The sequence below is a fragment of the Streptomyces sp. NBC_01788 genome (genome assembly GCF_035917575.1).
GTDB lineage: Bacteria > Actinomycetota > Actinomycetes > Streptomycetales > Streptomycetaceae > Streptomyces.
In genome coordinates, this window is the sequence record NZ_CP109090.1 from 8,129,995 (window position 1) to 8,156,209 (window position 26,215).

At 68.6% G+C, this 26,215-nt stretch carries 27 protein-coding genes and 4 pseudogenes; 10 read left to right on the forward strand and 21 right to left on the reverse strand.

Annotated elements, in window-relative coordinates; all coding sequences use genetic code 11:
• The first annotated feature begins 60 nt into the window (after nucleotides 1–60).
• On the forward strand, nucleotides 61–900 hold the full coding sequence (locus tag OIE49_RS36340) for an RNA polymerase sigma factor SigF (protein ID WP_326806020.1): 840 nt from the start codon (nucleotides 61–63) through the stop codon (nucleotides 898–900).
• 248 nt (nucleotides 901–1,148) lie between these two features.
• On the opposite strand, the gene OIE49_RS36345 is transcribed toward OIE49_RS36340, so the two are convergent.
• Entirely contained in the window at nucleotides 1,149–1,733 is a 585-nt protein-coding gene (locus OIE49_RS36345) for a transposase family protein (protein WP_326806021.1), read from the reverse strand.
• Nucleotides 1,734–2,428: 695 nt separating this feature from the next.
• Here OIE49_RS36345 and OIE49_RS36355 point away from each other — a divergent pair.
• Nucleotides 2,429–3,114: pseudogene (locus OIE49_RS36355) on the forward strand (IS630 family transposase); the annotation flags it as partial.
• A 64-nt stretch (nucleotides 3,115–3,178) separates the two neighbouring features.
• Nucleotides 3,179–3,541 (forward strand): hypothetical protein, encoded by a 363-nt coding sequence (locus OIE49_RS36360; protein WP_326806023.1) that lies wholly within the window; start codon nucleotides 3,179–3,181, stop codon nucleotides 3,539–3,541.
• 74 nt (nucleotides 3,542–3,615) lie between these two features.
• Here the strand turns inward: OIE49_RS36360 and OIE49_RS36365 are convergent.
• A pseudogene (locus tag OIE49_RS36365) lies at nucleotides 3,616–4,578 on the reverse strand (ISL3 family transposase); the annotation flags it as partial.
• Nucleotides 4,579–4,705: 127 nt separating this feature from the next.
• On the opposite strand from OIE49_RS36365, the pseudogene OIE49_RS36370 reads away from it, so the two are divergent.
• Nucleotides 4,706–4,822 (forward strand): annotated as a pseudogene (locus tag OIE49_RS36370) (IS630 family transposase); the annotation flags it as partial.
• Between the two features lie 32 nt (nucleotides 4,823–4,854).
• Here the strand turns inward: OIE49_RS36370 and OIE49_RS36375 are convergent.
• From OIE49_RS36375 to OIE49_RS36410, 8 genes are all read right to left on the reverse strand, one after another.
• Nucleotides 4,855–5,214: a hypothetical protein gene (locus tag OIE49_RS36375; RefSeq protein ID WP_326806452.1), complete on the reverse strand. Its 360-nt coding sequence runs from the start codon at nucleotides 5,212–5,214 to the stop codon at nucleotides 4,855–4,857.
• Nucleotides 5,215–5,425: 211 nt separating this feature from the next.
• Complete coding sequence (locus OIE49_RS36380; protein WP_326806025.1) at nucleotides 5,426–5,575, reverse strand: hypothetical protein; 150 nt, start codon at nucleotides 5,573–5,575, stop codon at nucleotides 5,426–5,428.
• Between the two features lie 471 nt (nucleotides 5,576–6,046).
• On the reverse strand, nucleotides 6,047–6,241 hold the full coding sequence (locus OIE49_RS36385) for a hypothetical protein (protein ID WP_326806026.1): 195 nt from the start codon (nucleotides 6,239–6,241) through the stop codon (nucleotides 6,047–6,049).
• Nucleotides 6,242–6,521: 280 nt separating this feature from the next.
• The gene (locus tag OIE49_RS36390) at nucleotides 6,522–7,460 is read right to left on the reverse strand and encodes a hypothetical protein (protein ID WP_326806027.1); all 939 of its coding nucleotides are present in this window, start codon (nucleotides 7,458–7,460) and stop codon (nucleotides 6,522–6,524) included.
• Nucleotides 7,457–7,753: an RNA polymerase sigma factor gene (locus tag OIE49_RS36395; protein WP_326806028.1), complete on the reverse strand. Its 297-nt coding sequence runs from the start codon at nucleotides 7,751–7,753 to the stop codon at nucleotides 7,457–7,459. Before OIE49_RS36395 ends, OIE49_RS36390 begins: the two co-directional genes overlap by 4 nt.
• A 32-nt stretch (nucleotides 7,754–7,785) precedes the next feature.
• Nucleotides 7,786–8,073 carry a hypothetical protein gene (locus OIE49_RS36400; RefSeq protein ID WP_326806029.1) on the reverse strand — a complete coding sequence of 96 codons (288 nt, stop codon included), beginning with the start codon at nucleotides 8,071–8,073 and terminating at the stop codon, nucleotides 7,786–7,788.
• A gap of 94 nt (nucleotides 8,074–8,167) precedes the next feature.
• Entirely contained in the window at nucleotides 8,168–8,386 is a 219-nt protein-coding gene (locus OIE49_RS36405; protein WP_326806030.1) for a hypothetical protein, read from the reverse strand.
• A 201-nt stretch (nucleotides 8,387–8,587) separates the two neighbouring features.
• Nucleotides 8,588–9,484, reverse strand: coding sequence for a hypothetical protein (locus tag OIE49_RS36410; RefSeq protein WP_326806031.1), 897 nt, complete (start codon nucleotides 9,482–9,484; stop codon nucleotides 8,588–8,590).
• Between the two features lie 930 nt (nucleotides 9,485–10,414).
• Here OIE49_RS36410 and OIE49_RS36415 point away from each other — a divergent pair.
• Together OIE49_RS36415 and galE are read left to right on the forward strand one after the other, a co-directional pair.
• On the forward strand, nucleotides 10,415–11,389 hold the full coding sequence (locus OIE49_RS36415; RefSeq protein WP_326806032.1) for an ISAs1 family transposase: 975 nt from the start codon (nucleotides 10,415–10,417) through the stop codon (nucleotides 11,387–11,389).
• A gap of 410 nt (nucleotides 11,390–11,799) precedes the next feature.
• Nucleotides 11,800–12,795, forward strand: coding sequence for a UDP-glucose 4-epimerase GalE (gene galE, locus OIE49_RS36420; RefSeq protein ID WP_326806033.1), 996 nt, complete (start codon nucleotides 11,800–11,802; stop codon nucleotides 12,793–12,795).
• 4 nt (nucleotides 12,796–12,799) lie between these two features.
• Here the strand turns inward: galE and OIE49_RS36425 are convergent, their stop codons facing one another.
• From OIE49_RS36425 to OIE49_RS36465, 9 genes are all read right to left on the reverse strand, one after another.
• Nucleotides 12,800–13,567 (reverse strand): hypothetical protein, encoded by a 768-nt coding sequence (locus OIE49_RS36425; protein ID WP_326806034.1) that lies wholly within the window; start codon nucleotides 13,565–13,567, stop codon nucleotides 12,800–12,802.
• A 49-nt stretch (nucleotides 13,568–13,616) separates the two neighbouring features.
• Nucleotides 13,617–14,396: a sugar phosphate nucleotidyltransferase gene (locus OIE49_RS36430; RefSeq protein ID WP_326806035.1), complete on the reverse strand. Its 780-nt coding sequence runs from the start codon at nucleotides 14,394–14,396 to the stop codon at nucleotides 13,617–13,619.
• Nucleotides 14,393–15,472, reverse strand: coding sequence for a DUF2332 domain-containing protein (locus OIE49_RS36435; RefSeq protein WP_326806036.1), 1,080 nt, complete (start codon nucleotides 15,470–15,472; stop codon nucleotides 14,393–14,395). Before OIE49_RS36435 ends, OIE49_RS36430 begins: the two co-directional genes overlap by 4 nt.
• A 9-nt stretch (nucleotides 15,473–15,481) precedes the next feature.
• Nucleotides 15,482–16,147, reverse strand: a complete 666-nt coding sequence (locus OIE49_RS36440; RefSeq protein WP_326806037.1) for an RraA family protein — start codon at nucleotides 16,145–16,147, stop codon at nucleotides 15,482–15,484.
• Nucleotides 16,144–17,394 (reverse strand): SIS domain-containing protein, encoded by a 1,251-nt coding sequence (locus tag OIE49_RS36445; protein WP_326806038.1) that lies wholly within the window; start codon nucleotides 17,392–17,394, stop codon nucleotides 16,144–16,146. The genes OIE49_RS36440 and OIE49_RS36445 overlap by 4 nt, the downstream gene beginning before the upstream one ends.
• Nucleotides 17,395–17,410: 16 nt before the next feature.
• Nucleotides 17,411–18,319, reverse strand: coding sequence for a dTDP-4-dehydrorhamnose reductase family protein (locus OIE49_RS36450; protein WP_326806039.1), 909 nt, complete (start codon nucleotides 18,317–18,319; stop codon nucleotides 17,411–17,413).
• A gap of 280 nt (nucleotides 18,320–18,599) precedes the next feature.
• Complete coding sequence (locus OIE49_RS36455; RefSeq protein ID WP_326806040.1) at nucleotides 18,600–19,262, reverse strand: hypothetical protein; 663 nt, start codon at nucleotides 19,260–19,262, stop codon at nucleotides 18,600–18,602.
• A gap of 82 nt (nucleotides 19,263–19,344) precedes the next feature.
• Nucleotides 19,345–19,938 carry a hypothetical protein gene (locus OIE49_RS36460; RefSeq protein WP_326806041.1) on the reverse strand — a complete coding sequence of 198 codons (594 nt, stop codon included), beginning with the start codon at nucleotides 19,936–19,938 and terminating at the stop codon, nucleotides 19,345–19,347.
• Nucleotides 19,935–20,495: a hypothetical protein gene (locus OIE49_RS36465; protein WP_326806042.1), complete on the reverse strand. Its 561-nt coding sequence runs from the start codon at nucleotides 20,493–20,495 to the stop codon at nucleotides 19,935–19,937. Before OIE49_RS36465 ends, OIE49_RS36460 begins: the two co-directional genes overlap by 4 nt.
• Nucleotides 20,496–20,787: 292 nt before the next feature.
• Between OIE49_RS36465 and OIE49_RS36470 the strand changes: the two genes are divergently transcribed.
• Nucleotides 20,788–22,074, forward strand: a complete 1,287-nt coding sequence (locus tag OIE49_RS36470) for an XRE family transcriptional regulator (protein WP_326806043.1) — start codon at nucleotides 20,788–20,790, stop codon at nucleotides 22,072–22,074.
• Nucleotides 22,071–22,607: a GNAT family N-acetyltransferase gene (locus OIE49_RS36475; protein ID WP_326806044.1), complete on the forward strand. Its 537-nt coding sequence runs from the start codon at nucleotides 22,071–22,073 to the stop codon at nucleotides 22,605–22,607. The genes OIE49_RS36470 and OIE49_RS36475 overlap by 4 nt, the downstream gene beginning before the upstream one ends.
• Before the next feature lie 101 nt (nucleotides 22,608–22,708).
• Here OIE49_RS36475 and OIE49_RS36480 read toward each other — a convergent pair.
• Nucleotides 22,709–23,032, reverse strand: a pseudogene (locus OIE49_RS36480) (IS110 family transposase); the annotation flags it as partial.
• Nucleotides 23,033–23,228: 196 nt separating this feature from the next.
• Between OIE49_RS36480 and OIE49_RS36485 the strand changes: the two are divergent.
• Nucleotides 23,229–23,675, forward strand: coding sequence for a DUF6221 family protein (locus tag OIE49_RS36485; RefSeq protein ID WP_326806045.1), 447 nt, complete (start codon nucleotides 23,229–23,231; stop codon nucleotides 23,673–23,675).
• A gap of 480 nt (nucleotides 23,676–24,155) precedes the next feature.
• Complete coding sequence (locus OIE49_RS36490; RefSeq protein ID WP_326806046.1) at nucleotides 24,156–25,886, forward strand: transposase; 1,731 nt, start codon at nucleotides 24,156–24,158, stop codon at nucleotides 25,884–25,886.
• 9 nt (nucleotides 25,887–25,895) lie between these two features.
• Here the strand turns inward: OIE49_RS36490 and OIE49_RS36495 are convergent, their stop codons facing one another.
• Complete coding sequence (locus OIE49_RS36495; protein ID WP_326806047.1) at nucleotides 25,896–26,114, reverse strand: hypothetical protein; 219 nt, start codon at nucleotides 26,112–26,114, stop codon at nucleotides 25,896–25,898.
• Nucleotides 26,115–26,215: the final 101 nt, after the last annotated feature.

Consider the following 26,215-nt stretch of genomic DNA (forward strand, 5'->3'; position numbering starts at 1 on the left):
GTGCCGTCGGCCGTTTCAAGGCGGCCCATGGCACGAATTCGTATCCGAGAGGGGACCTTCATGGCGCTCATGAGCACGCTGGACACGCAGACCACCGAGCTGCCCGAAGTCGCCGACCCTTCCCAGGTGGCACCCAAGGACGCCCGTGAACTCTCCCGGCTGTACTTCGAGCAGCTGGCGGCCATGGAAGAGGGCACGCCCGAGTACAGCTACGCCCGGAACACGCTGATCGAGATGAACATGTCCCTGGTCCGCTTCGCGGCCGGCCGGTTCCGCAGCCGGGGACCGGAGGAGATGGAGGACATCGTCCAGGTCGGCATGATCGGCCTGATCAAGGCGATCGACCGGTTCGAGCTGTCGAGGGAGGCGGAATTCACCTCCTTCGCCATCCCCTACATCGTGGGCGAGATCAAACGGTTCTTCCGCGACACCACCTGGGCCGTCCACGTCCCCCGCCGCCTGCAGGAGGCCCGCGTCCAGCTCGCCCGCGCCACGGAGGAAGTGCGCAGCCGCCTGGACCGCGACCCGACAGTCAAGGAGCTGTCGGAGCTGATGAGCCTGTCCGAGGAGGAGGTACGCGAAGCCCGCTTGGCTTCCAACGGCTACAACTCCTCCTCCCTGGATGCCGCCATCGGCGCCAGCGAAGACGGCGAGAGCGCCCTGCAAAACTTCATCGGCGTCGAAGACACCGCCCTGGAGCTGGTGGAAAACTGCCATGCCCTGGCCCCGCTGATCGCCGACCTGGACGAGCGGGACCGGCAGATCATCCACATGCGGTTCGTGGAAGAACTCACCCAGGCCCAGATCGGCGAACGCCTCGGCGTCTCCCAGATGCACGTCTCCCGGCTCCTCTCCCGCTGCCTGATCCGCCTGCGCGAGGGCCTGCTCACCACCGGCTGACATCTTCCGCCTGTCCACCCTGATGGCCCGCTGCTTCGCGTGGCGCCCGTCTGCGGTGCACAGCGGTGCGGCGACGAGGTGATGCGCGTATCCGGTGCGCGCGGCACGGTGCGGGGTCCGCATCGAGCGGGCTGACGGGGGCACGCGTCTTCAGGATGCCGCCCCAGCCGCGGCGTCCGCAGCCGGCTGGGGCGTTTCCGCCTCGGGCGAGGTGCGGGGCCCGGGCACCGTGAGGTCGAGCCGGTGGTTCATGTCCAGCTCGAACCGGCCGTAGGGTTGACGTGCGTCCAGAACAGCGGGGCCAGGGCCCGCTGGATTCGGCCCTTGCGCTGGGCGTATTCATCCACGCCGACCACGCGGGGTGTCGCGACGGGAGGATCCGGCAGCGAGACGATCAGCCTCAGCAAGGTGTTCCGGCTGACCGGTGCTCTGAAGACGCCAGTCATCCGGGCTCCGGCCCGACCCGCGAGCGCGAGACCGACCGAGGCCAACGTGGATCGCAGTCGCTCGGTCTGCCGGCCGAACCGGCGGGTGAGACCCGGAACCTGCTCGGCGAAGGTCTTGCGAGCGCAGGAGCTCTCCGCACAGACGAACCGACGCACCCGTAACGACACCACGACGAACTTGCCCGCCGTCGGCAGATCGCGAGGAAACCGCAGATAGGAACCATGTATTCGCCTCGACCAGCACCCGCAGCCCGGACAGGCCGCCCGCCTGGCCGTGCTCCGGGCCTTCACCTGGACAACCGTGCCAGCCACGTCGACCGACTCCACGGACACGCCTTCCACCGAGGAGAACAGCAGCTCATCCAGCTGCGGCCGTACTTCGTTCACGGCCCAGCACTGTCGACCACACCACCATCCAGCCGGACGATTTTCGGGCGACCTCAACTCCCATCACACGAAGATCGACACTCACGCTGCGTACGCGACCACAAGAAGTGGCCAGAGCCCGAATTTTGTTTTTGACAGCAGCGAGGTACTTGCCAGGGGAGCATCGGGATGCTCCTGGTGAAAGGCCCTGGTAATGCCGCAGATGTCGAAGGTCGAGCTGTACGCCGCGATCCGGCGTGACCATCGCGGCGGCATGAGCTGCGGAAGTTGGAGCGCAAGTACAACGTGTCGTGGGCCCGGTGCGTCATAGGAGCAGCGAGCCCACACCGCGAAGCCTGTGCTTGTCACCGTCGGACCCAGGGGGCTCCATGTCCGCACGCACCGCCCAACTGCTACTCGTCCTCGCCCTGTTCGCCGCAGCGGGCGGGGCCGTCACCGGCTGCGGCAGCGAACAGGGCAGCGGTCGTGGCGCTCAGGCCCGCGCCCCCGGCCACAGCCCGGTGGCGGAGGCCCGCGCTCGTGAGGTCGCCGACGCCTGGGACGGTTCCGAGGCCGCCCGGGCTTGGCGGAAGGGCTACTACCCGATCGGAGAGGTGGTCCAGCTGCCCGAGGATGCCTTCCACGACGCAGCAGACAAGCAGGCCTACTTGAACCGGAACTTCGCCCTGCGCGGGCAACTCCCCGCCGCGCCGCGGAAGAACGGCCGGTGGAGCTGGCAGCAGCCCACTCGGCGGGCGATCGAGCGCGACGACTCGGCGGTCGAGGTGTGGAAGAAGGAGACCTGGCCGCGGGTAAGAGCACCGCGGCGGAGCGCAACGCCTGGATCGTCTTCGAGGACGAAGCCGGCCAGTCGATGACTCCGCCGCGCGCCAGGACCTGGGGCCGGATCGGCCGCACCCCGGTCGTGAGGGTGAGGGGCCGGGGCTCCGGGCGGGTGTCGATGGCGGGCATGGCCTGCTACAAGCCCGGCGAGCGGTCCCGGCTGATCTACGCGATCCGCGAGTACCGCGGCCGCAAGGACGAACCAAAGGGTTTCGGCTGGCGCGACTTCCGCGACCTGATCATCCGTGCCCGCACCCAGCTCGGCGGCCCGATCGTGCTCGTCTGGGACAACGTCCGCCTGCACCTCACAGCGGGCATGCGGGAGTTCATCGACGCGAACACCGAGTGGCTCACCGTGTTCCAGCTGCCCACCTATGCCCCGGACCTCAACCCGACCGAGGGCGTCTGGTCGCTGGTCAAGCGCGACATCGGCAACCTCGCCGCAGCCGACCTCGGCCAGATCACCCGCGCTGTGAAGCGCAAGCTGAAGATGCTGCAGTACCGACCGGAGGTCATCGACGGCTGCCTCGCGGGCACCGACCTGGCCCTGGACCTGTGAGCGTCGGGTCGACGGTCCCGGAAATGGTCGAAGCCCAAAGCTGCTGGTCAGCTACGGTGGCGGTGTGACTGACAGCCTGCCGGATGACGTAGCCGACGTGCTTGACCTCGCCCTGAACCCGGACGAGCCCTTTCACGTCGCCCTCCGACGGCAGGTTCCCCAATTCAGGGTGCAATCTCGCTGCAAGTGCGGGTGCGGGACCACCTATTTCGAACTCGACACCGACCAGGTGGAGCCCGCGCCGACCGGCCTCGGCACCGTCGTGGCTGCCGACATCCAGCTCCTCACCGAAACCGGCGAGTGCCCTGGCGAGGTCCTGGTCTTCGCGCAAGGCGGCTACCTCTCATGGCTGGAGGTCTGCTCTTGGAGCGATGACATCGAGGTGAATCTTGCCGCGGCGCGGCGCTGGCTACAGCCACCCTCGTGAACCCGCCGGCAGCCTCCAGCGGTCTCGCACCGTGACGCCGCCGCGAACCGACCGACATCACGAGTTCAACTTCAGTAGCGGCGGGCGGTATGGCGAGCCAGTCCGAGGGGTTCGCGTCCGATGGCGCTGATCGTCCATCCCTGGGCCAGCAGGTCCTGGACGGCCCGGTAGCGCTCCCGGGTGCGGGTGACCAGCCACTTCTCGGCGCCGGTGTCCGGGTTGAGGGCGGGGTCGGGTGCCCTTGCCAGCGTGGGCTCGGATGGTTCCGGTGGCGGTGGTGTCAGGCAGGACCGGTGGATGATCACGGTGCGTTCGACCGCGTGGGCCAGGTTGTCCCACAGGTGCCACGCGTCGGCGACCTGTCGGGCCTGGGGTGCTCCGGCGCTCGCCGCCTCTGCGTAGGCGCCGGCTCGGTCCCGGCAGACCATCTCGATACCGGGGTGATCGGCCAGCCAGGAGACCAGGGGTGCTTTCTCGCGGCCAGGCAGCAGGTCCACGACGCGATGGGAGTCCAGGTCGACGAGCACGGTCCCGTAGCGCCGACCCCGGCGGGTTGCGAAATCGTCGACGCCGAGCACGCGCAGTGCAGGCCGGGGCGGATCCGGCAGCGCCATCACCGCGTTGAGCAAGGTGGTTCGGCTGATCGGGATTCGCAGGACGGCCGCGAGCCGGGCGCCGGCCCGCCCTGCCAGGGCCAAAGCGATCGCTTGCACGATCTTGGCGAGGGCTGCTGTGCGGCGGCCGTACCTGACGGTCAACCCTGCTGTCTGCTCGGCGAAGGTCCGACGAGCGCAGTGAGCACTGTCGCAGAACAAGCGCCGGACGCACAGGTCGATGACGACCGGGCGGCCGCCCAGGGCGGCATCGGCCAGCTGCCGTCGGTAGCGGCTGTGGACTCGCCGAGCTGGCGTACCGCAGCCGGGACAGGGCACGGCCGTGCCGTCCCGGGTCCGAGCGACGACCAGTACCATTTCCTCCTCTACCCGCACCTGCTCCACCAGCAACGCGGCCAGGTGCGGGAGGAGCTGCTGGAGCATCGCCTCACACGATCGCAGCGTCCTGCTGCCTCGACCGGCGCGTCACCGGCGCAGCACAGCACAGACCGTGCACGCCAGCCCAGCATGACGCTCCGTCACCGCTTGACGAAAATCTTGACTGAACCTCTCCATGACGTTGCCGCACGCGAAGACCTGGTCGCCCCGCGGCCGCACCCCGATGGTGCGGACCCGTGGCCGCACCCGCAGACACATCTCGATCGCCGCCCCGACCTCCAACGATCCGCTGGTCAAGACGAAATGCCCTAGCCGTAGAGTTCAGGCGCCCTGATCAATCACCTGGGGGAGGAACACCAACATGCGGGCAGGCAACGTGATGACCAACGTCGTGGCTGCGCTGCTGGTCGTCGGCATCGGCACTGGAGCGACAGCGTGCACGAGCAGTTCGAGGGTGGACTCGTCCGCTTCAAGCTCGTCGACAAGCGCGCCAAGGAGCGAGCCCGCGCCGACTCGGCAGACGCCGACTCGCCAGACAGAGAAAGAGAGTCCTTCACCAAGCCCAGTGGACGCCTCCCCGACGCCTTCCTCCTCGCGGCCCGCTGCACCCAGTCCCTCCACGCCGAAACGCAGGGCTCCGTCCTCCGGAGGCAGCCCTACAGAGTGGCCAAAGGATGCCACGGTGGAGGAACTCCGTACTATGCGACCGGGCGTCGACCGACCGAAGTCCTCGGGTGAAACTCAATGCGACTGGCTGCGTGAGCAGGGCATAGCGTGCTGATTCCTTGTGACAGGCCCGAACGGCACTGCGGGTGCTTGGCGACCTCCCAGGCGAACACGTCCGGCGGCAGCCGCTTGGCCGGCACTGAACCAGCAGGAGCGTCGATGCGGATCAGGTGGGATTCAGCGGCGTAATGCCGGTGCCCGCGTACAACTCAGGTTCCAGGGACAGGACCGTGATCGGTGCTCCCGACTTGACCGCGTCCCACGCGATCGCGGCGGCCGCGTGAGCCACCGGCCAGTCCACGTTCCTCCAGTCCATTGCACCGCGTGCGCCGCAAGTTGAAGACACTCGGCGTGGAGTACAAGCGCCGCCGTCCCCCGCAGATCAAGCGGGGGTAGACACGGGCTAGCAGACCACCAGCACGGCAAGGAAGCGCGTGGCCGGGGCATCCCGCTGCCAGCCGTCCGCCGGGCAGCGTGCGCCAGTTCGCGCGGGGTGCGGATCCACGCCTCGGTGAAGCCGGCGGGCCCGGTCTCGTCCGCGAAGCTGCTCGGGCGTGCCGCCCGGTGGACCAGTACAGGACCACTAGGGCCAACTGAGCCAGCCGTGACACACTTCCGCCACCTCCGTTCAGGGGGAGATGGCCTGAGTGCCGGGCCCTCCGGCGCTCAGGCCGCTGGGATGCCCCGGCGTTGGCGACAGTCAGGCTGAGGCGTCGGGCAGAGAACTCGCCGGATTGCCACCGCAGGCGGGGCCTCGCCTGCGGCCACAACGTACGCAACCCTCGCGTCAACGACCGGCAGGGTTTCCCACTCCTTCCACGCCCAGTTCGGCATCGTCACCGCTGTCACCGCTGGCTTTCACGACGCCGATGGCGAGTACGTCCCCGTCCTGCTGCACGACTCTGATGACGTCACCGCACACATGGTTGACTTCTTCCGAAGCTGTTGAGCATGTCACGCACGATGCCGTATCGACGCCCATCCAAGTGCCACTCCACCTCTGCGGTCCGGCACCGTCCTGCCCGCCCCGCTCTTGCGGTACCGGCATCCAGCGTCTGATCCCCCTGATCCCCGAACCGTTCTCGCACTTCAGGAACAGCACGAGGGTCCCAGACAGCGACGTCCGTGACAGCCTTGCAGGAGTTCTCCGCCCCGGCCGTGCCGGTCCCGGCAGTCTGCGTACGGTTCCATCGATGACGTCATGGAACATGCCGTGGACCACGTACCCCATAGCGGTGCTCTGTACGAGCGCGAATACCTCCTCAATACTCCGGAGGACATCCCACCCCGGCTGGGTATCCGCTCTGTTCGCCCCCCCCGACCTGCTGCCGTGCTCTGCGGATCAGAGCGGCCCCCCTGTGCGCTTCATCGACGACCAGTAGCGCCTCTCCCTGAGTCTCGGCTCGCATCTTGCGGGCGCGACGCCGGGCCCTCTCATCAATCTTCGCGACCTCCGACCGGACGCTCTCACTCATCTGCCGGGCCTCTGCCAGCATCTCGGCAGCCTTCCTGCGGTCCTGGTCGGCTTCCAGCATGAGCTGCGCCCAGGCAGCCTTCATGCCCTCAGCCTGCTGCCGGGCTTCGGCCAGCCACTCGGCAGCCTCACTGCGGTCCCTCTTGACCTCCTGCGCCATGTCCGCGCAAGCGGCCGCCGCCTGTCGCACTTCGGCGAGGAGTGCGTCGGCGTCACGCCGGGCTTGTGCGGTGATCTCTGCGGCATGTTCCCGGGCAGCCGCTACCGTCTGGTTGAGGTAGAGCTGTTCTACGACCGAGCTCCAGATCGCGTCACCCAGGATGCGATGCTGGCCGTCCTTCGCCCGCGGGGCATGCTGCGACGGGATCGTCTCGCAGGGCACGGCGCCCGCAGCGGTCTGAATGCCGCCGAAGTCCGCGGATCCGTCCAGCGTCTGCCGCAGGGCGATCTCTTCCAGGGCCTGCTCGGCGCCGGGAATGTGGTGGCCGGCGGCCACCCGCAGCCACCACCGTGCCGCCTCGTAGTCGCCGCGGTCGAGGTACTTCTGCCCCAGGGCGTACGCCTCGTGCCCGAGCGCCACCTCCTCGGCCTGCGTCCGCAGGCGGGCCCGCTCGTCCGGGCTGTGGCTCTTCAAGCGCTTCATGACCGCGGCGAAGCCGTCCGCCTTCTCGGCGGCACTCAGCCCGGGCTCCTGCCGCATACCGTCCTCACGTTCCTGGGCGGTCACCCGCGCACCTCCTTCGCCATTCCGGCGCTGTCGTAGGCGTCCATACCCGGCGCCTGTCGCAGGGCCTTACGCGCCTTCCCCAAGATCTTCTTCATGTTGTCGACACCCGTGCCGAGCACCTCCGCACACTCGGCGACCGACAGGTTCGCCACGTACTTCATCAACAGGGCCTGCCGCTGCTGCCCGGTCAATGTGGCCAGCGCCTTGCGAAGGTCATAGCACCGCTCCACGGCCGCGAAATCATCGCCGCCTGTCCCTCCGACGAGGTCTTCCAGATCACTCGGCTCGACCATCAGCGTCCGCCCTCGACTACGCAGGTAGTCATTCAGACGCCACCCGGCGAGTTGAAGCAGCGCCCGAAACGGCTCAGGATGATCCGGGTGCTTCTGCCACCAGACGAAGAATTGTTCGAAACAAGATCGACCAGTTCCCGTGCAGTGTCGCGATCATGCGCTCTGTTCCGCATGTAGGCGAACAATTTGTCGATATGCAGGTGGTAGAACTCGGCGAATTCCGCTTCGCCAAGCACCCCATGGGCGGCCCCCGCCGCCCCGGGGTGTCCGGCCACGTCACGGCCGGGCTCCACCACGTCTGACTGATCCTGCAAGGTCACCGGCGCCGCCCCGCCACGAGCGCACGCCCACGCACCGGGACCGTGGCCTCGGTGGGCGCCTCCCGGCCGGTGGTACCACTCCCAGCGGTGCCCGTCAGCGTCCAGGCGCCGGCCGCACCGCCGTGGTGCACTTGCACTTCACGCCCCCCTCGGCGACCCCGGTCACCATCTTGGCCAGCAATTCCTGCTCACGCTCCCGGCGCCGCTCCCGGGCCAACTGCACCCGCCTCCACTCGCGCGCCCCGATCGCGACCAACGCGATCAGAACAGCTCCCACCTCCTCCGGCCCCCACATCCCGTGCACCTTCTCCACCGCCCTGTTCCTTGTTGAACTCGCCTGTCACCCGGTACATCGCGCGAGCGCACCGAGACGGGTACCGAATCTCTCAAGATCTTTTAGCCGGGCCGTTCACCAGCGTCGTTGCCTGCGCCGCCGCCTTGCTGCGGTGCAGGGTTCGTCAGTTCGCGCAGGGTGCGGATCCACGCCTCGCTGAAGCCGGCGGGCCCGGTCTCGTCACCGGGGATGCTGAAGATGTCCGGGTTCACAGTGAGTTGGTCTATGAGCGTCTCGTAGAGGTTGTCGTAGAACGGCTGGAGGCAGACGGTCAGGCCCACGGCGAACTGGCCGGGGGAGGGGCCACGACGATGACAAGGTCCAGGAGAGGGAAGACGCCGAGGTCGTCGATCCGCTGCCGTAGCGCGGCCTGTGCCGGGGTGTCCGGCAGGAGCAGTCCGTGCAGCAGTACATGCAGTAGAAGCCGCGCAGGCCGATCAGTACCGTCCGGGCCCGCGTCAGTTCCTCGTCACTGGCCCGCTTGACCGGGCCCACCGCGTCCGCGCACCGCTCGAACAGCGCCCAGTTCACGGGCGGCCCCTCGCCACGCTCGGCCGCACTCAGTATCTGCTGCCAGTCATCGACAGTCAGGCCGTACAGGTTGAGCCCGGTGAACGCCTCGGCCAGTGCTTCCACCCCGACCTCGCGCGCCCCCAGGCCGATCGCGGCGACCAGGTGCACCACGCTCCTGAAGTCCGGCCCCTCCGCTTCCGCCGGCAGGTCCTCGCCGGTTTCGAGCGCCGCGCGCACCAGGGTGGGGTGTGCCACCCCGCGGTACGGCCCCGGGATTCGGCCGGCGGCCGCATACAGCGCGTCCAGTCCTCCCTCTCCCGTCCCGGCGGCGCCGCGAGCAAGCTCCATCAGGCGCTGCGCCACCGACCGCTCCAGCACCCACACCAGGGCCTGACGCACAGCGCCGATCGGGGGCTCCAGCACCCGAACCGCTTCCGGCTCCACGGGCAGCGTGCCGGCCTCGGCGAACCACTCCAGCACGGCCAGCCGCCGATCACGCCCCTGCCGAAGATGCCGCGCCAGCACGGCCGCGCTCTCCACCACCACCGGATCGACCACGTCCACCACCGACCCCCGGCCACGCCCGAGCCCCCGCCGCCGATGCCGCGGCAACAACCCCGCCCGCCGCCAGCTCTCCAACTGGCTCGCCGTCACCACCACACCGCCCGCCGCGAGTTCACGTACCACCAGCAGGTCAGCCGGATGTCGCGGCCCGCCTGAAAAGTGAGCAGTCCTTAAAAGCTGACCTGTGCATTGCTCAGTTCGGGGAGCGGGACACGCTAAAAGTTACTCATGGGTAAAGTCGCAGGTCGCGTCGGCTGAGCCGATATGACCTGCGGGTTTCTGAAGTCTGCTCACTATGAGCGTTGATGGCTCAGCGTTGCGGTGCCGCCGGTAGTCGCGGTTGAGGGCGCGCTGGGCGAGCTGTGGTTGCGCCCTTCTCCGTTGTCTGGCCGATGGTTTGTGAGTTGCCTGCCAGATACTGCAGGCCGTTCGGGCCACGGTGGTCCTGCCCCAGTTTCTGGCCGGTGCTGGCGCCACCCAACTGTGCGGCTCAGTAGCCCGCGCAGCGGTCACCAGGGCGGGGTGGGGGTTCCATCCGGGTCAAGCCCGTAATTCCACATGCTGAAGACGTCTCTCCCGGTTCCGCCCCAGGGCTTCCCGGCGTTGAGGGCGCGTTTGACGGCGTCTTCGGCGCCGGCATGGTCTCCTGCCGTTTCCAGGAACAGGAAGAGTTCGATGAGGACTTGCGGGTGACCGGTCTCGTCTGCCCGGTTGAGCGCCTGTTCCGCGCCCGGCAGATCACCCGACGCGCGGCGGATCCGCGCAATCTCGACGAAGGCGGTTGGCTCACCCCTTTCAGCGCCGTCGGCCAGGAGCTGCTCGGCACCGTAGCGGTCTCCGGCAGCGTGCCGGAGACGGGCAAGCCGGATGACGGCCCACTGATGACCAGCCTCAGCAGCATTGGTGAGGAACCGCTCAGCGCCTTGAGAGTTGCCAGCCTGTTGCTGGGTCGCCGACGCACCGCAGAGGGCCCTGGCCCTGCTCGGGTTCCGGCCCGATCCGCTGACCGGCCTGATCCGCCCGCCCCATGCCACGACCATCCGTCTCGTCCTGGCCGCCGCGGACGGTGACGCCCTCGACCGCGCCATCGGCGACTTCCTCCAGGAACGCAAGGCCCCGGCCCCGGGACGAAAGGTCATCGCCGTCGACGGCAAGACACTCCGTGGCTCCCGCACCACAAAACAGCGGGCCACTTCCCTGATCGCCGCCATGACCCACGACGGCCAGGTCCTCGCCCAACGTCAGATCGACGGCAAGAGCAACGAGATCCCGGCCTTCGCCCCACTCCTGGACGGCCTCGACCTGACCGGCGCGGTGATCACCGCGGACGCTCTTCACACCCAGCACGACCACGCCTCCTACCTGCATGAACGCGGGGCCCACTACCTGGCCGTCGTCAAGAAGAACCACCCCGGACTGCATCAGAAGGTCCGCCGCCTACCCTGGCGTGATGTCCGCCTGGACCACTACGAACGCGCCCGGGCCCACCACCGCGAGGAGATCCGCCGGCTGAAGACCGCCACCTTCGCCCACCTCGACTACCCGCACGCCCGCCAGGCCCTCCAAGTCGTGCGCTGGAGACGGGACCTGGGCACCGGCAGGCTGACGATCGAGCGGATCTACCTGGTCACGAGCCTGCCGCCCGGCGCGGCCACCGGCAGAGAACTCGCCGCCTGGATCCGCGGGCACTGGCTCATCGAAAACCAGCTCCACCACGTCCGAGACCGCACCTTCCGCGAGGACGCCTCCAAAATCTGCACCCGGCACCTGCCCCGCGTGATGGCCGGCCTGCGCAATCTCGCCATCGGCGTCCACCGCCAGGACGGCCACACCAACATCGCCGCCGCCCTCCGCCGCACCGGCCGTGACCACCAGCGGCCCCTCACCGCCCTCGGACTGACCTGACGAACCCGGACACAAGATCACTTCTCAAAGACCCTGCCGCCCCACCTGACCGCGTCGGCCTGAGGTTGGAAAAGGCTCCGTGCCTGCCTCTGCATCCTCTCCTATCCCCACCTCTCTTGCCCACTTGGCCTCCGTCGCGACGGCCACTCCGGAGGGAGATCGTGACCTGCGTCGCCATCTGGCTGTGGTGCCCACTTGCCAGACATCGTCACACCGCCGTGACCAGCACGCCTACAAGATCAATCCGACTTTGCAATCGCTCTGACGTAAGCGCTGACTACGTGTTTCCTCCTTCCTGGAGCTACGACACAAGGTTGAAATTCACCGTATGCCCGGTTGCATAGTCGAACTCCACTAGCCTTGCTGTCAGTTGCCAACTCGTTCTCGAAAGGGCCGGGAAGAGATACATTGTGACTGTTCTTATCGCCGGGGGAGCCGGTTACATCGGAAGCACCGTGGCTTCGGCCTGCTTGGACAAGGGGATGACCCCGGTGATCCTCGACAGCCTTGTCAGAGGCCGCAGGGAGTTCACCGACGGCCGGATCTTCTATGAGGGCGACATCTCCGACGCATCGCTGGTCGACCGGGTCTTCTCCCAGCACCCGGACATCTCCGCCGTGGTGCACTGCGCAGCGCTAATCGTGGTTCCCGAGTCTGTCGAGGACCCCATGGGCTACTACGAGGCCAACGTCGGAAAGAGTTTGGACTTCGTCCGCCATCTCCGCCGGAATGGCTGCGACCGCCTCATCTTCAGTTCCTCGGCCTCCATCTACCAAGCCGACGACGGCTCCCCTGTCGATGAAGACTCCCCCTTGGGGCCGCAGAGCCCGTACGCGCGGACCAAGGCCGTGTGCGAGGAGATGTTCGAGGACATCGCCGCAGCCCGGCAGATGCGCGTACTGTCACTGCGCTACTTCAACCCCATCGGGGCAGACCCCAAGATGCGTACCGGACTTCAGCTCAAGCGGCCCAGTCACGCCTTGGGTAAGATGATCCAGGCACACCAGGAAGGCACGGCCTTCCCCATCACCGGAACCGACTACCCCACGCGCGACGGGACGGGAATCCGGGACTACGTGCACGTCTGGGACCTGGCTGCGGCCCACCTGGCGGCGATCGACCGTTTCGACTCCCTCCTCACGGAATCGGAGCCGTCCATGGCGATCAACCTGGGCACAGGCTCGGGCACCACCGTGCGTGAACTGTGCGCCGCCTTCAACCAGGTCGTCGACACCCCGCTGGCCACGGTCGACGCGGAGCCGCGCCCCGGTGACGTCGCTGGCGGCTATACCAAGAGCGACCGAGCGCAGAAACTCCTGGGATGGACACCGGCGTTCTCCCTCACGGAGGGGATCCGGTCCTCCCTGGACTGGATCCCCGTGCGCGACGAGTTGCTGAAGGACTGACCCCTTACCGTCCCCGCCCTGCCAGACCCCGCGGTCTGGCAGGCAGACGGACTTCCAACTCCAGGAGGTGTCGCATGGCAGAAGCCAGCCATGCGACACACCACCGGTGTTCTGCAGGGGCATCCCGGTACGCGCGATGTGGAATGCCGAGTTCTTCGAGTAGTTGACGGCCAGCGGTCCAGTCGGCCTCTAGGGTGCCGACGCCGCCCAGAGCAATACGGCTGGAGCCGCCGCTCAGGGCGGCCGCGTGCCTGCGCAGGTTCCGACGCACGTTGTACTCGTCCAGGCGGGCGGCACTGCCGGCGACGTCCACGAGCTGTGGATGCGGTGGCCGGTCGGCGAGCAGCGACGCGTCCCAGACACTGGCGACGGCGAACAGTCTGGGATGCCTGGCGAGCAGGTTGAGAGCGGCGAAGCCGCCCTTGCTGTACCCGAGCAGGTGCAGCGGCGGGCGGGCCCCCGCGAAGACGGCGAGGACTGCCGGAACGACCAGGCGGACAAGGTGGTCCTCCTGCCGGCATCGGGCTCGCGATGCGTGATTGACCAGCCAGGGCGACTCGTTGAACGTCGGAGCGGCGAACACCGTGCCGTGCCGCAGCGGGGCAGGCAGCCGCCTGAGTTCGGAGAGGCTGTGCCCGTACTTCGTCCCGTCGTCCTTCTCCACCGGCAGGGCGAGGACGACGCGCCGCACAGGCTGCTTCGGCAGGAGCAGCGTGACCCGTGTACGGCCCGTCTGGAACTTGCTGTGCAGGTGAAGGACCTGCGTGTCCACCGAAGGGGCCGTGACGCGGGTGACGCCGGGAACGCCCCGTGGGCCTTGGTCAACCGCGGAAAAAGGCGACCGCATCCTCGTAGGCCCTCCAGTTGTCGAGGTTGAAGCGAATGTCGTCCGGCAGCAGAGGAACCGTCCGAAGCTGGTGGCCGCTGCTGACCCACTGCCGCACCGCGTCGATCAGGTACAGCTCTCCGTTGGCGCGCGGCGGGCACTGGCGCAAGGCGTCGAAGACGAACGGGCCCAGGACCCAGCGGGCCGCGCAGGCGTGCACCCACCGGGCCCCGGTGTGATCGAGCTGGTCTTCGCCGAAGGTGACGGGCCCGCCGTCCGGCGGGGGAGCGGGGGCCGCTCCCAGAAGGATTTCGTGCGCAGGTACCTGGTCGGCGGGGAACACAGCTGTCAGGACGGAGCAGGCGCCTGGGTCCGCCGTTTTCAGGAGGCGCTGCACCGGTGTTTCGCGGCGGTCCGGCGCCGGGCGGATCAGGTTGTCCCCGAAGGCGAGGACGAACTGCTCGCCCCGCGTCCAGACCTCGGCGTCCAGGACCGGTGCTCCGGGCCCGGCGCCGTCGTCCTGCACGCGGTAGGCGAACTCGAGGCCGTACCGTTCGCCGCTGCCGAAGTACGCGGGGATCTGGCTCTTGCGTGACGAGATCACGAAGAGGACGTTGCCGATTCCGGCGTCCCGCAGTTCGAGGACGAGGTGTTCCAGGATCGGCGTCCGCTCGACGGGCAGCATCTCCTTGGGGATGACCTGGGTGATCGGGGCCATCTTGGTGCCCGCCCCGCCGGCCGCGACGACTGCCCTGGTGATGCCCGCTCGGGTCATGAGGTGCCGCCTTCTTCCGGTCGCCCATCGAGCCAGTGGATCCAGAAGCCGTACACGTCGCAGTGCGCCGCGACGGCCGACCGGCTCTCGCCGTTGTCGTAGCTGGCCAGGATCATCCGGGGGGTGTTGTGGCCGAAGTGGCCGATGGATATCTCGTGGATGGGCCGCTGGCGGCTCAGTTCGGTGAGGGTTTCGGCGAGGCGTTCCCGGCCGCCGGGCGAGCCGAAGATCTGGTAGATGGACCAGGAGAAGACGAAGCACAGGTGCTGGTCGGCCGGGGTGTCGGCGACCATCTGGGCGAGGTGCTCCTGAGCGCGGCCGGCGATCACGGTAGGGGGGTCCTCGGCGCAGAGGGCCAGGGCCGTGTGCAAGGCGCGCCGCCTCTCGGCCTGCTCCGGCCATGTGAGGCTGACCAGCCATTCGGTCGCCTCGCTGTCGGTGAGATCCACTGGGCTGAGTTCGATCCCGATCGGCTGGACGAAGCGGGCGGCGTCCAGGGCCAGGGGCGGCACGCCGCCCCGCACCTCGCAGGTGAGGACCGTGCTTGGGTCGCTGCCGGGCAGGCGCAGCACCTGGTCGTCGTAGCGGTACGTGTACCGGTCCCACAGCAGGTTCAGCCCGGCGCTCGCGCCCACGTCGACGATCCTCACCGGCCGCTCGTCGAGCGAGGCTTGGAGCGCGGCGAACGCGGGGAGCAGCACTGCGCACCGGTTGACCTCGTTGGTCTGCACGGAACGGGTCGAGATGATCTGCTTGATCTGCTCGGCATGGTGGCGGCAGAAGTCCACCAGCAGTTCCGCGGCCTGCTCCTGGGCCAGTGGCTCACGCCCGCTGAAGTAGGGGCGCAGCGGGTGGGAGGCGCCGCGTCGGAGGATGTGATGGACAGCCCCGAGGAGCATGTTCGGGGCGGGCTGCCCCGGCCTGGTTCTGCCGGCGAGGTCAAGCAGCTCGGGGTTGCCGGCCACCGCGTGGGACAGTGTGAAGTAGAGCGGGGACCTGCCCGCGCACTGCTGCTCGGCGAACCGGCGGAAGACGTCCGCCAGGTCCTGGCGCGGGGCTCGTGTCTGTTCGGCCACGGTCGCCCCTCAGATGATCCGGTAGCCAGCGTCGGTGAGCTTCTGCACGGCACCGAGGGACTGGCCTTCACGGGCCTCCCACTTCTTCGCCTCTGCGTCCATCGCGGCCTGCGTCGTGGCGATGATGTGCTCCACCTGGGAGCGGGGCACGACAACGGCCCCGTCCTGGTCGCCCACCAGGACGTCCCCCGGGGTGATGGAGACGCCGTCGATGGAGACCGGGACGTTGACCGCGCCTTCCTCTTGGCCGACCGGGTACCGGTAGTTGATTGGGTTCGTGCCCCGCGCGAAGGTCGCGAAGCCGAGGGTGCGAAGTTCGTACACGTCCCGGACCATGCCGTCGACGAGGGCGCCGGTGATACCGCAGCTCTGCATGTGCCGCGCAGTCGCGCCGCCGAAGCAGCTGTGGGCGCGGGCGCCGCCACCGGCCACCACGAGCACGTCACCGGGCTGCGCCAGGTCGATGGCCGCCCGCCGCACTGTCACGTCCGGGCCGAGCGCCGTCACGACGCTTCCGCACAGGACTACGTGGGGGGTCAGGCTCTTGAGGTCGGGCGTGAGGGCGCCCGTCTTGCCGAGGGCGTCGACGATCGCCGCGACCGGAAGACGGGACAGGGCGCTGATCTGGTCCCGTGTCGGGCGGCTGATCTGGGTGTGGATCTCGCGTGCGGTCACGTCACGATTCCTTCCAGGGATACGGCGGAGGTGTTGGACAGCTCACGGAGCGGTGCGAGGTCTTGCTCCATGAGGTCGCGCGGCGACGGTCCGGCCTTTGCGGCCGGCTCGGAATCCGCCACCAGCGTTGCGCGAGTGGTCCGGCAGACCATGTGGGCGATCGTCTGCACCAGGCAGGGCAGGCCGAAGTCGTCGAGCGGGGGCAGTCTCTGGCTGTGCTGTCCCGGCGTGGGCGGGGCGGGACCGTCCCGGTGCAGGAGAAAGACCTGCGCTTCCGCCTCGACGGCGGCGTCGATGGCCTGCCGGCTCGTCCTGCTGTGCGAGTCATAGGCCAGGAGGAAGACCACGTCGCCGGGCGAGGCAGAGCGCAGCTGATAGCGGACTCCGTGCGCCGGGTCGGGGTGGTCGTTGTAAATCGCGCTCATGTCGGCCAGCGACAGGCCGGAGATGACGACCGGGGGCCGGACTCCCTCGACGCCGAGGGGCGCGTCCCAGTGGACGTTGTGCGCGAAGTGCTCGGCGGCCAGGGAGAGGGGGCCGCCGTCGGGGCACAGCACGTAGATGCGCCGCCTGTGGCGGACGGCATCGGCGACGGCCTGCGTGGCCGCCTCGAGGAACCAGCCCAGACGCTCGGTGTCCATCGCGGTGAGGGCGTGCAGGTGCTGCTCCAGACGGACCCGCAGCGGCACGTGTTCAGGCTCCGCAGTCGCCGCGGCCGCCAACGTCAACGCGGTCAGCGTCACGTCTTCACTGAGCTGTTGGTCCGTCGTGCCGGTGGCCCAGAGCACACCGTCCAACGGCCCCAGCTGGTGGCCGTCTCCGCCCACCACTGCCAGCACGGGCACCCCATGGGCCCGGCAGAGCCTGACCGTCTCGACGATGTTCGCCGACCGGCCGCTCACGCTGGCGAGGACGACCAGGCCTACGTCCCGGATGTCGTCGGCGAGGGATCGGCAGAACACCGCCCGGTAGGAGTCGTGTTGAGCCCAGTACGCCAGGGCCGCCTGGCTCATCATCGATTCGTTCACCGGCAGCCCGACATGGCCGGCGCGGAGTTGTAGGAGAACCGACCGGATGATCGCCGAGCTGCCGCCGTTGCCGAACCCGCGCACCGGGCCGCGCTCGGCGATCGCTTTCTTCATCAGCCCCACGGCGGCGTCGCCGCCGGTCTCGATCATTCGGCGGACAGCGGCGCCTACCTCGCTCACATACGCGTGGGCGAAGGCGCCGTACACAGAAGACGTCAAGATCACGTTCCTTCACTCAGCCCGAAACATGTCGGGAGGACGGCAGCCAGGGCTCGACCATCTGCGGAAACTCGTCACTGAACGTTCGGTAGCGGTGTGCTGGCCATCCGAGTGCTGCTCGAAGGTCCTGACAGTCGAGACGGCAGTCGACCGGACGATCGCCAGCTGCCGCATCCGCCTCTCCGGCACGGATGTGCTCGGTTGACAGGCCGAATCGGTGGCCGATCATCACAGCCATTCGGTACTTGGTGAATCCCTGCTCCGCGCTCCAGTGGCACGCAGAGCCAAGGCACTGCCCCCGCAGCTGCGCGGCCGCGATCCACCGGCACACCTCGGCCGCCTCGTCCGCGTGCGTCGGGTAGCGGACGCAGACGTCATCCAACTCGGCGTCGACTCCGGCGCTCACAAGGCGGGCGATCTGCGTCAAGTTGGTCTCGGCCGCGTACTGCGCAGGCCCGTAGAGCACAGGGAGCCGCAGGATCGCCGCATCGGGACAGACGCTTCGCACCACGTCTTCAGCGAGGAGTTTCCACCGGCCGTACGCGTTCACCGGGTTCCGCGGGGCGTCGGTCCGATAGACGGGGTTCCTCCCGTCGAACACGTAGTCGCTGGAGATGTGCAGCAGACGCGCCCCATGCTGGCGGGCGCCGGCTGCGATCAGCCGAGCCGCATCGACATTCAGCTCGTGGGCCCGCGCTGGCGCGGTCGCCCATACCTCAGGCCGTCGTTCACCCACACAGTTCACGACAACGTCTGGCCGGAGGCGGTCCAGTACACGCTGGATCTCGTCGGACGAGGTCGCGTCCACCGTGACCGACCCCTGCCCCGTCCTGCGGAGGCTGGTACCCGTCACGTCACAGTCGTCGAAAGCCCGCATTACGGACCGCCCGAGAAGCCCAGAAGCACCGAAGACTGCTGCTCGCACGAATTCACCCCCGGAGGAAGCCTGGCGATGGCAGAAAAGCCAAGCGGCGGATCAGGTTCTTGGCGGTGCGGGGGCCGTAGGCGTCGCCGGCGGCCGGGAGGGTGAGCATGGAACCTCCGAGGTACGGAGCCGCAGGTATGCGGCTACTGGGCAGGGCAGTGCTTCGGTCGGCCCGGCGCGGGGCCCTTTGCACGAGGGGAAGCGCGCTGGTCTTCCCGCGCCGGGCCTGATACCGCCCGCCGGTCCGAGGTGTGGCAGTCGGAGCCCGCCGGGCGGCCGCCTATGCGGCCAGCTTCAATTCCCCCAGCAGTTCGCGAATGTCGAGCACGCGGAAGGAGCTGAGCCGACGGATGAGCTGTGAGGCGAGCAGGGTGGGAATGTTGGGGTGCCCGAAGGGCAGCGCGTGGTCCGGCCGGGCGACGACGTGCAGCTGGTTGTCCGCGTTGAGGCCGTAGATGACCCCGCTCACTCCGTACAGGGGGGCGCTCCGCGTGAGGAACACCACGGGGTCCTTCTTCAGATGGGGGCAGAGCGCCGCGGCGGCCCGCGCGTGCGTGGGACACACAGGCGGCTGGTTGGTGAAGGTCGTGGGCTGGGTCGGGTCCTCGTCCTTCGGGCCGGCCAGGAAGATGAACCCGAGGGGTGTCCGCGCGTTCCCGCTACAGACCTGGCACCGCAAGGTCTGCATCGTCATCATCTGCCGGTACGGGTGCATGAACTTCCACTGCGGCTCGCCGGTCGGCATGCCGTGCCGGTCCGTCGGGTTGAACCCGCAGCGCGCCCAGAGGATGCCCCGCATGGGCCGGTCCCGGGGGTCCTCGTCGCCGTAGTACAGCCGGGGCCCGGAGGCGTGCCGGTAGATCAAGAGGTTGTTCGGCGCGGCTTCCTCTCCCTTGCGTTGGGTGATGAAGGGGATCAGGCGCGGCTCGGTCGCGGTGGGCACGGAAGAGGCCGTCTCTCTCGTCTGTCGTGTGGTGGGGCGTGTGGCGTCAGGCACGGGGGAACCAGAACGTCGGACGAGGGGATTAGGAGATCGAGCTCAGCACCCTTCCCAGGAGCGTCTCGTGCGGTGGCGGGCCGGGCTGGAACTGATCGAGGAGGTTCCGCAGGGCGGCCGGTGGGACGAGTCTGTCGCCGCGGCAGGGCCGCAGCCAGTAGGGGCCCGGCGGATCCAACTGCATCATCGAAGGAAGCGCGATCTGATGCGGCCGGCCCAGGCACACCGCGCTGCGGTGCGGCACCCACTGATCGCTCGTTCCCGGCGGCACGAGCCAAATGAGCCAAGACCGCTGAGGATCCTCGATCACCGGGCCGCAGGCGTCGGCCCGCTCATCGCCGGGGTTCTGGATCTCGTCCAACACGGCCATCGCCGCATGCGCCTGCGGACCGCTCGCGGTGACGACGATGTCGAAGAACCGGCCGCCCAGCGGGAGCTGCACCACCTGCTGTTGCTGAAGTGCCATCAGGTTCCGCACGCGGGCGGCCAGGTCGCCCATGTCAGAGGCGACGGACTCGGGGTCGATGGTCTCGGTGCGCGCCAGGAAATCGACAGGCGCCATCGCCTGGTTCTCGCGTTTCAGAGCGACCTGCCGGCGGGGGAGCTGCTGCGCGAGCCTCACGCCGACTCCCCCCAGCCGACGGGCACGAGTGCCTGAACCGTCTTGCCAACGACCTGGCCGTCCTCGTCCTTCTTCACGTCCCACGACAGCCGCGCCCGGTAATGCTCCACCCACCAAAGGCCGCGGCCGGCGGGGGCGCCGCAGGCCACCGTCTCGAAGTCGGGGAACTCGGGAGCAGCGTCGTCCACCTCGATCAGGAGCTCGTCCGTCCCCGGGAACAGCGTCAGCCCCAACCCGACGCAACCATCGCCGAAGGGAGTGCCGTGTCGGGCAGCGTTGTCCACGAGCTTGTCGGCGATCCGGGCCGCGATGTCGATGTGCCCGTTCCAGTCGGCCATCGTGAGCTGCGGCCGCAGCCGCAGTCGGGCGTTGGGCCCGGCGCCCGCGTCCGCCCGCAGCCTGGTCTTCCACGCCCACCGGGGCTCCTCCTCCGGCTGTAACGGCAGGAGGATCACCGTGGCGCTCACCGGGTGCTTCTCGGCGGCGGGCTCAGTGTCCGTGGCGGGTGCCTCGGTCTTGAGTGAGGGGAGAGCGATGCGCTCCATTGGCGGCTTCACGGGGACTCCCTGGCTCAGATTGTGCTCGGACGTGCACTCTCAGCGAGTAGGCGCTCAGAGTCGTTTGCGTTGCGCTCGGTTCGGTGTCCTGCCCGCCCCTCACAGGGGGGAAAGGAGCGGGCAGGACCCTCCTCGGCTGGCCTCCCGAGGGGAGCGGCTGGCCGGTAACCAGAGAACTCCTATACGCGGCGGCCTGATTAGGGTGATCGGGTGCCGATTCGGCGTAGCGCCCTAGGATGGTTTGACTACCGCTTTGCCTCACGGTCGGGCGGCAGAACGCTACGGTGCGTGCATGGACACCACGCGCAATGAGGCCCTAGGGGCGTGGATGAAGGAGCACGGCTACAGCTCCAACACCCTGGCAGAAGCGGTGAACAGGGCCCTTGAGCAGCTCACCGGCCGGACCGGCGGACTGGACGGCTCCTCTGTCCGGGACTGGAAGGCGGGCCGGGTCCGATGGCCCAAGTCGGCCACCCGCAGGGCACTTGAGGACGTGACCGGCCTGCCCGCCACCGCTTTAGGGTTCGTGCCACGGGGCCGGACTCCGTCCACCCCAGCCGCACCGCAGGAGGACCCGGATATGAAGCGCCGTACCCTCGTCGGTGGTATCGCTGTCGCTGTCACCGCAGCAGCAGCAGCCCCCGGCGCCGCAGCACCCCGCCGTATCGGCATGAGCGACGTTAACCGCCTTCAGCAGCGATTCGCCGAGATCATCGCGAGCGACCACCGCCACGGCGGCCAACTCGGCATCGAGCAGCGGGCCGCCGAACTCGCCGACGAAGCGCTGAACCTCCAAAACGCCGGCAGCGCCAGCCAGCGCGTACGCAGCAACCTATACGCCTGCGCGGCTGGGTTCCGCTCCTCTGCAATGTGGGCAGCGATCGACGGCCGCCGCTACGCCGACGCGAAGGCTCACATGCGTGAAGCGCAGGCACTCGCCGAAATGTCCGGCGACCAAGCCATCAAGTTCCGCATCTGGAGCCACGCGGGAGCCATGTACCGGCACATGGGCCGCCCCGCCGACGCCTTCGCCGCGAACGACGTCGCGCGCAACCTGCACATCACGCGCCGCGACCCCATGTTCGCCTCCCTCGGCCTGGCCCGGCAGGCAGCCATCCACGGCGCAGCACAGGACCGCACCGGCGCCCGCCGCGCTCTCGACCAAGCGCAGGAAGCCATTCAGCGCGCCAACCCCGACGACTATCGGCCGGTGTGGCTGCTCGCGTTCTACGACCAGGCCGAGCTGCATTCACTCGCGCTCTCCGCCCACATTGCCCTTGGCGACCACCCCACCGCCGAGTACCACGCTCACCGCTGTCTGGCCACTCTGCGCCCGCACATGCGCCGGTCCCACGCCATCACCACCACGCGCCTCGCACACGCCCAGCTCGCCCAGGGCGACCTTGAGACCGCCACGGCCACCGCGATGCAAGTTCCCGCAGACGCCGCCATGCAACACGCCCGCGTCTCCCGCATGCTGCAAGAGTTCGGGTCCGCGCTGCGCGCGACGGCGCCGCGCAGCTCCATCGTGCAGACCTGGACCGCGCATACCCGCGACGACTGGAGGGCCACCGCATGACCACGGCACCCACAATCGATCTACGCACGTTCACCGACCTGGAACCCATCCGCGGCGACATGATCGACGTGTACGCCGAGGTGCGTGCCCCGCTGCTCCACCTTCCGAACTACGCGGTCACCGCCTTCGGCGAGCGCCTGGACCGACACGGCGCCGAGCCGGGGTTCACGGCCGTCATCGCGTACGCGGATGGACAGCCGGTCGGCTACGTCTACGGCAACCGCATCGAGCACGGTGACCGGTACTGGCAGCGCACCGCCCCGGAGCCCGCTCAGGAGTACACCAGTCGCCCGGCGATGGCCCTGAAGGAGATCGGCGTACGCGAGGCCTGGCGCAAGACCGGCACCGCACGGCGTATACATGATGCCTTCCTTGCCGCACGCACGGAGCCGTACGTGACGCTGATGGTGAACCCGGCGGCCGGCGGCGGGAAGGTGCACGCGCTCTACCGGTCGTGGGGGTACGAGGACATAGGGCAGAGCCAGCCGTCACCGGCCTCCCCCGTCCTCACGGTGATGATCCGCGCCATCTGATGACGGGCACCGAGTTGTGGCGCGCCGTGGACTGACCGGAGCACACAGCGAGGCCTTCCCCCGTGTATTCGTAGGGTAGAAGCCTCGCTGTGCCGCCGAGGTGGCATGGTGCGTGCGGCATCAGCGATGATCGCCGCGTCGCGGGCGTCGGTCTTTGACTCACCGGGATGGAGGTCGGCAATCCGCCGCATCGTCAGCCCTGGCAGATAGGCGACACGGCAGTCGGCATCGCGGGCCGCGGCCAGCGGGAGAGCACCGATCGAGGCCGGCTGGTCCACCACAACCAGCACGCTGCCATGCCTGGCCTGCAGCCTTTCGAACGGATCACGCAGCCGCGGTTTACTGTTGGGCAGCGGCGTGATGATGGTGGTCCCGATGACCAGCGCTCCGGCGCCGGTCTGGGCGAGTGTGCCGTGGTCGGACACGTGGGTTCCTGTTCTGGATAGTGGTGTGGGCGGCCGACCTGGAGGATCCGGGCTTCCCGCCCGTGGTGAAGGTCGGCAGCTCGAATGCGGTCGACTACCGGATCGCTGCGCCGTACTTCCGGAACCGCATCACGCGTCCGGGCTGGCGAACGGATCTGAAGGGGAAGCCGCCGAAGACCGGGCAGGAGGAGTAGCGGTGGATGGTCTGGTGCAGTGGTTGCGCGACCAACTCGACGAGGATGAGCAAGTGGCGCGCGCTGCTGGCGGCGGTTGGCGCGAACTCCCAAAGAACTGGGTCAGCCTTCGCTCATCAGGCGTGGGACAGGCACCCGCACATCGCGTCGCCCTCGTCTTGGATGAGGGCGAACGTGCCCACATCGTTCGCCATGACCCGGCCCGGGTGCTGCGCGAACTCGACGCCAAGCGGCGCATCCTCGCGCTCTATGCGACCGCCATCGAGGGCCGCACTGCCTTGCGCGCTCGGATGCGAGAGGCGATCGAGAAGGATTCAGACGAGTTCACACGGCTCCACAGGCAGGAAAGCGAGCTACTCGAGATGGCTGGGCGAATGGCCCCTGTCGTGCGCCTGCTCGCACTGCCTTACGTGGATCGGCCCGGCTACCGCGAGGAGTGGCGGCCGTAGCCAAGCGCAGCAGCGCCCCGACCGTACGAACCGGTCGGGGCTCTCTTACGTCCGTGGTGTGTTGCCGATCGGGCGGTGTAGCGGTCTGCCGGATGCTGCAGCGGAGATGGCGGGCAGCGGTTCGTACGGTGCCTCGCGGGTTTGTCGATCTGTTCGGGCAGAGATCTAGCGGGCGCCCCAGCTGGGCTGTCTGGGGGCCGCGGTCTGCTGCGGTGCCTGCTGGTATGTCGCGGCGGGCTGGTGGCGTGGCCTGCGGAAGATCAGGAAGGCTGAGGTGTGGTCTTTGTGGTCGTGGGCGACTCTGCTGCGTAATTCGACTGAGTGAGCGTCGCGGGTGCGGCATGATCGCTTCTGTGGTCCTGGTCGCGTCGTGGGCCGCAGGGGGTGGAGCAGATGTCGTTGCAGCCGAAGGGGCTGCCAGAGATCCCGGCACAGACCGTGGCTGTCGCTCGGGCGGCGTTCCCTCACGGGACACTGGCGATGCGGGCGCGGGATCGGCTGGGCGAGGTGTTCGCGGACGAGCCGTTCACCGGGGCGTTCGGACGCCGTGGAGCGCCGGGCCTGCCGCCGGCGGTGTTATCGCTGGTCACGGTGCTGCAGTTCGCGGAGAACCTGACCGACCGGCAGGCCGCTGCGATGGCAGTCCGCGCGATCGACTGGAAGTACGCGATCGGCGCGGAACTGACCGATACCGGTTTCGACGCGACCGTGCTGTCCCGCTTCAGGACCCGGCTCGTGGAGCACGGCATGGAGCGGGTGGTGTTCGACCGGCTCGTGGACGTCTGCCGCGAGCAGGGCCTGGTCGGGGCCGGTGGCAAGCAGCGCACCGACTCCACCCATGTGATCAGCGCGGTCCGTGACCTGAACCGAACCGAACTCGCGGGTGAGAGCGTACGGGCAGCCTTGGAGGCGCTTGCGGTCGCGGCTCCGGGCTGGCTGGCCGACGCGGTGGACGTTCCCGAGCTCGCGCACCGCTACGAGGAACGCGTCAACGGGTGGACGATGCCGTCGTCGAAGTCGAAGCGGGACCGGCTGGCCGTGGTGTTCGGGCAGGACGCGCTGGCGCTCTGCCGGGCGGTCTGGGCACCCGGGGCGCCGGGATGGCTGCGGGAGATCGAGCCGGTCGCGTTCCTGCGCAGGATGCTCGTGCAGACCTACTACGTATCCACTGACGCGCGGGGACGGGAGGTGATCGTGAAGCGGGAAGCCGACAAGGAGGGCGTCCCGCCAGGCCATCTCCGCCTGGCCTCTCCCTACGACCCTGATGCGCGGTGGGCGGCCAAGGGCGACGATCTGTTCTGGCTCGGCTACAAGGTCCACCTCACCGAAACCTGCGACACTCCCACCGAAGCCGAAGCCGAAGCCGAAGCCGAAGCCGAAGCCGAAGCCGAAGCCGAAGCCGAAGCCGAAGCCGAAGCCGAAGCCGAAGCCGAAGCCGAAGCCGAAGCCGAAGCCGAAGCCGAAGCCGAAGCCGAAGTGCTGCCGTTGCGGCTGATCACGGACGTCTACACCACTGAGGCAAGCGTCCCAGACGTCAAGGCCACCGGGCCCGTCCAGCAAAACCTCGCCGACCGCGACCTCACGCCGGGCGAGCACTACCTCGACGCCGGCTACCCGTCCGCCGACCTGATCCACGACGCCGCCGGCCGCGGCATCACCATGGTCACCCCGGCCCTCCTCGACCACTCACCGCAGGCCAAGGCCGACGCCGGCTTCCAGAAGAGCGCCTTCCGTATCGATTGGAAGGCCCGCCAGGCCCGCTGCCCGCAGGGCCGCACCAGCACCGGCTGGTTCCCCGTCCGGCAGCACGGCCGCGACGCCATCGTCGTCCAGTTCGCCCCCACCGACTGCCACGCATGCCCCGTCCAGGACGAGTGCACCACCTCCGCGCGTGGCACCCGCATCCTCAGCCTCCGGCCGCAAGAACTCCACGAGACCCTGGCCAGAGCGCGAACTGAGCAGATCACGAAGACCTGGAAGGACAAGTACACACTCCGCGCTGGGATCGAGGGCACCATCAACCAGGCCCTCGACGTCACCGGCCTCCGCCGGGCCCGCTACCGCGGACTGCCCAAGGTCCGCCTCCAGCACGCCTTCTCCGCCACTGCCCTCAACGTCATCCGACTCGACGCCCACTGGAACCCCGGCCACACGGCGCTCAGCCCTCGGACCAGCAGACTCACCCGCCTCAGCCACCAACTCGCAGCCTGAGTAACCGAATTACGCAGCAGAGTCGTGGGCGAAGTTGGCCTGGTCGAGCTGCCAGCCGAGCGCTTCGACGGCTTCGATCTGCTCGGCGACACCGGAGAGCGAGCCAGACATGTTGCCCTGCATGAAGCCTTGGTTGATGCGGCAGACGAATACGGTGCGGCCCTCGTTGATGGCGCGCTCTGCGTCCTGCCGGATCATGTCGGCTTTGGCGTCCTTGATCCACCCCATGGTGATGCTTCCCTCCCCTTTTGGCCGCCGAAGTGGCGGTCTGGGAGTGCACGGTAGCGGTCTGCTTGGTGTGGCGGGAGGAGGGGGCCGTGGTCCTTGGC

Bases quoted from the DNA above. Each gene is read 5' to 3' on its own strand.
- OIE49_RS36430 (WP_326806035.1), bottom strand. From the start codon at position 14,396: ATGACCCGAGCGGGCATCACCAGGGCAGTCGTCGCGGCCGGCGGGGCG.
- OIE49_RS36380 (WP_326806025.1), bottom strand. From the start codon at position 5,575: ATGGACTGGAGGAACGTGGACTGGCCGGTGGCTCACGCGGCCGCCGCG.
- OIE49_RS36495 (WP_326806047.1), bottom strand. From the start codon at position 26,114: ATGGGGTGGATCAAGGACGCCAAAGCCGACATGATCCGGCAGGACGCA.
- OIE49_RS36385 (WP_326806026.1), bottom strand. From the start codon at position 6,241: ATGGGCGTCGATACGGCATCGTGCGTGACATGCTCAACAGCTTCGGAA.
- OIE49_RS36475 (WP_326806044.1), top strand. From the start codon at position 22,071: ATGACCACGGCACCCACAATCGATCTACGCACGTTCACCGACCTGGAA.
- OIE49_RS36395 (WP_326806028.1), bottom strand. From the start codon at position 7,753: ATGGTCGAGCCGAGTGATCTGGAAGACCTCGTCGGAGGGACAGGCGGC.
- OIE49_RS36490 (WP_326806046.1), top strand. From the start codon at position 24,156: ATGCGGGCGCGGGATCGGCTGGGCGAGGTGTTCGCGGACGAGCCGTTC.
- OIE49_RS36470 (WP_326806043.1), top strand. From the start codon at position 20,788: ATGGACACCACGCGCAATGAGGCCCTAGGGGCGTGGATGAAGGAGCAC.
- OIE49_RS36340 (WP_326806020.1), top strand. From the start codon at position 61: ATGGCGCTCATGAGCACGCTGGACACGCAGACCACCGAGCTGCCCGAA.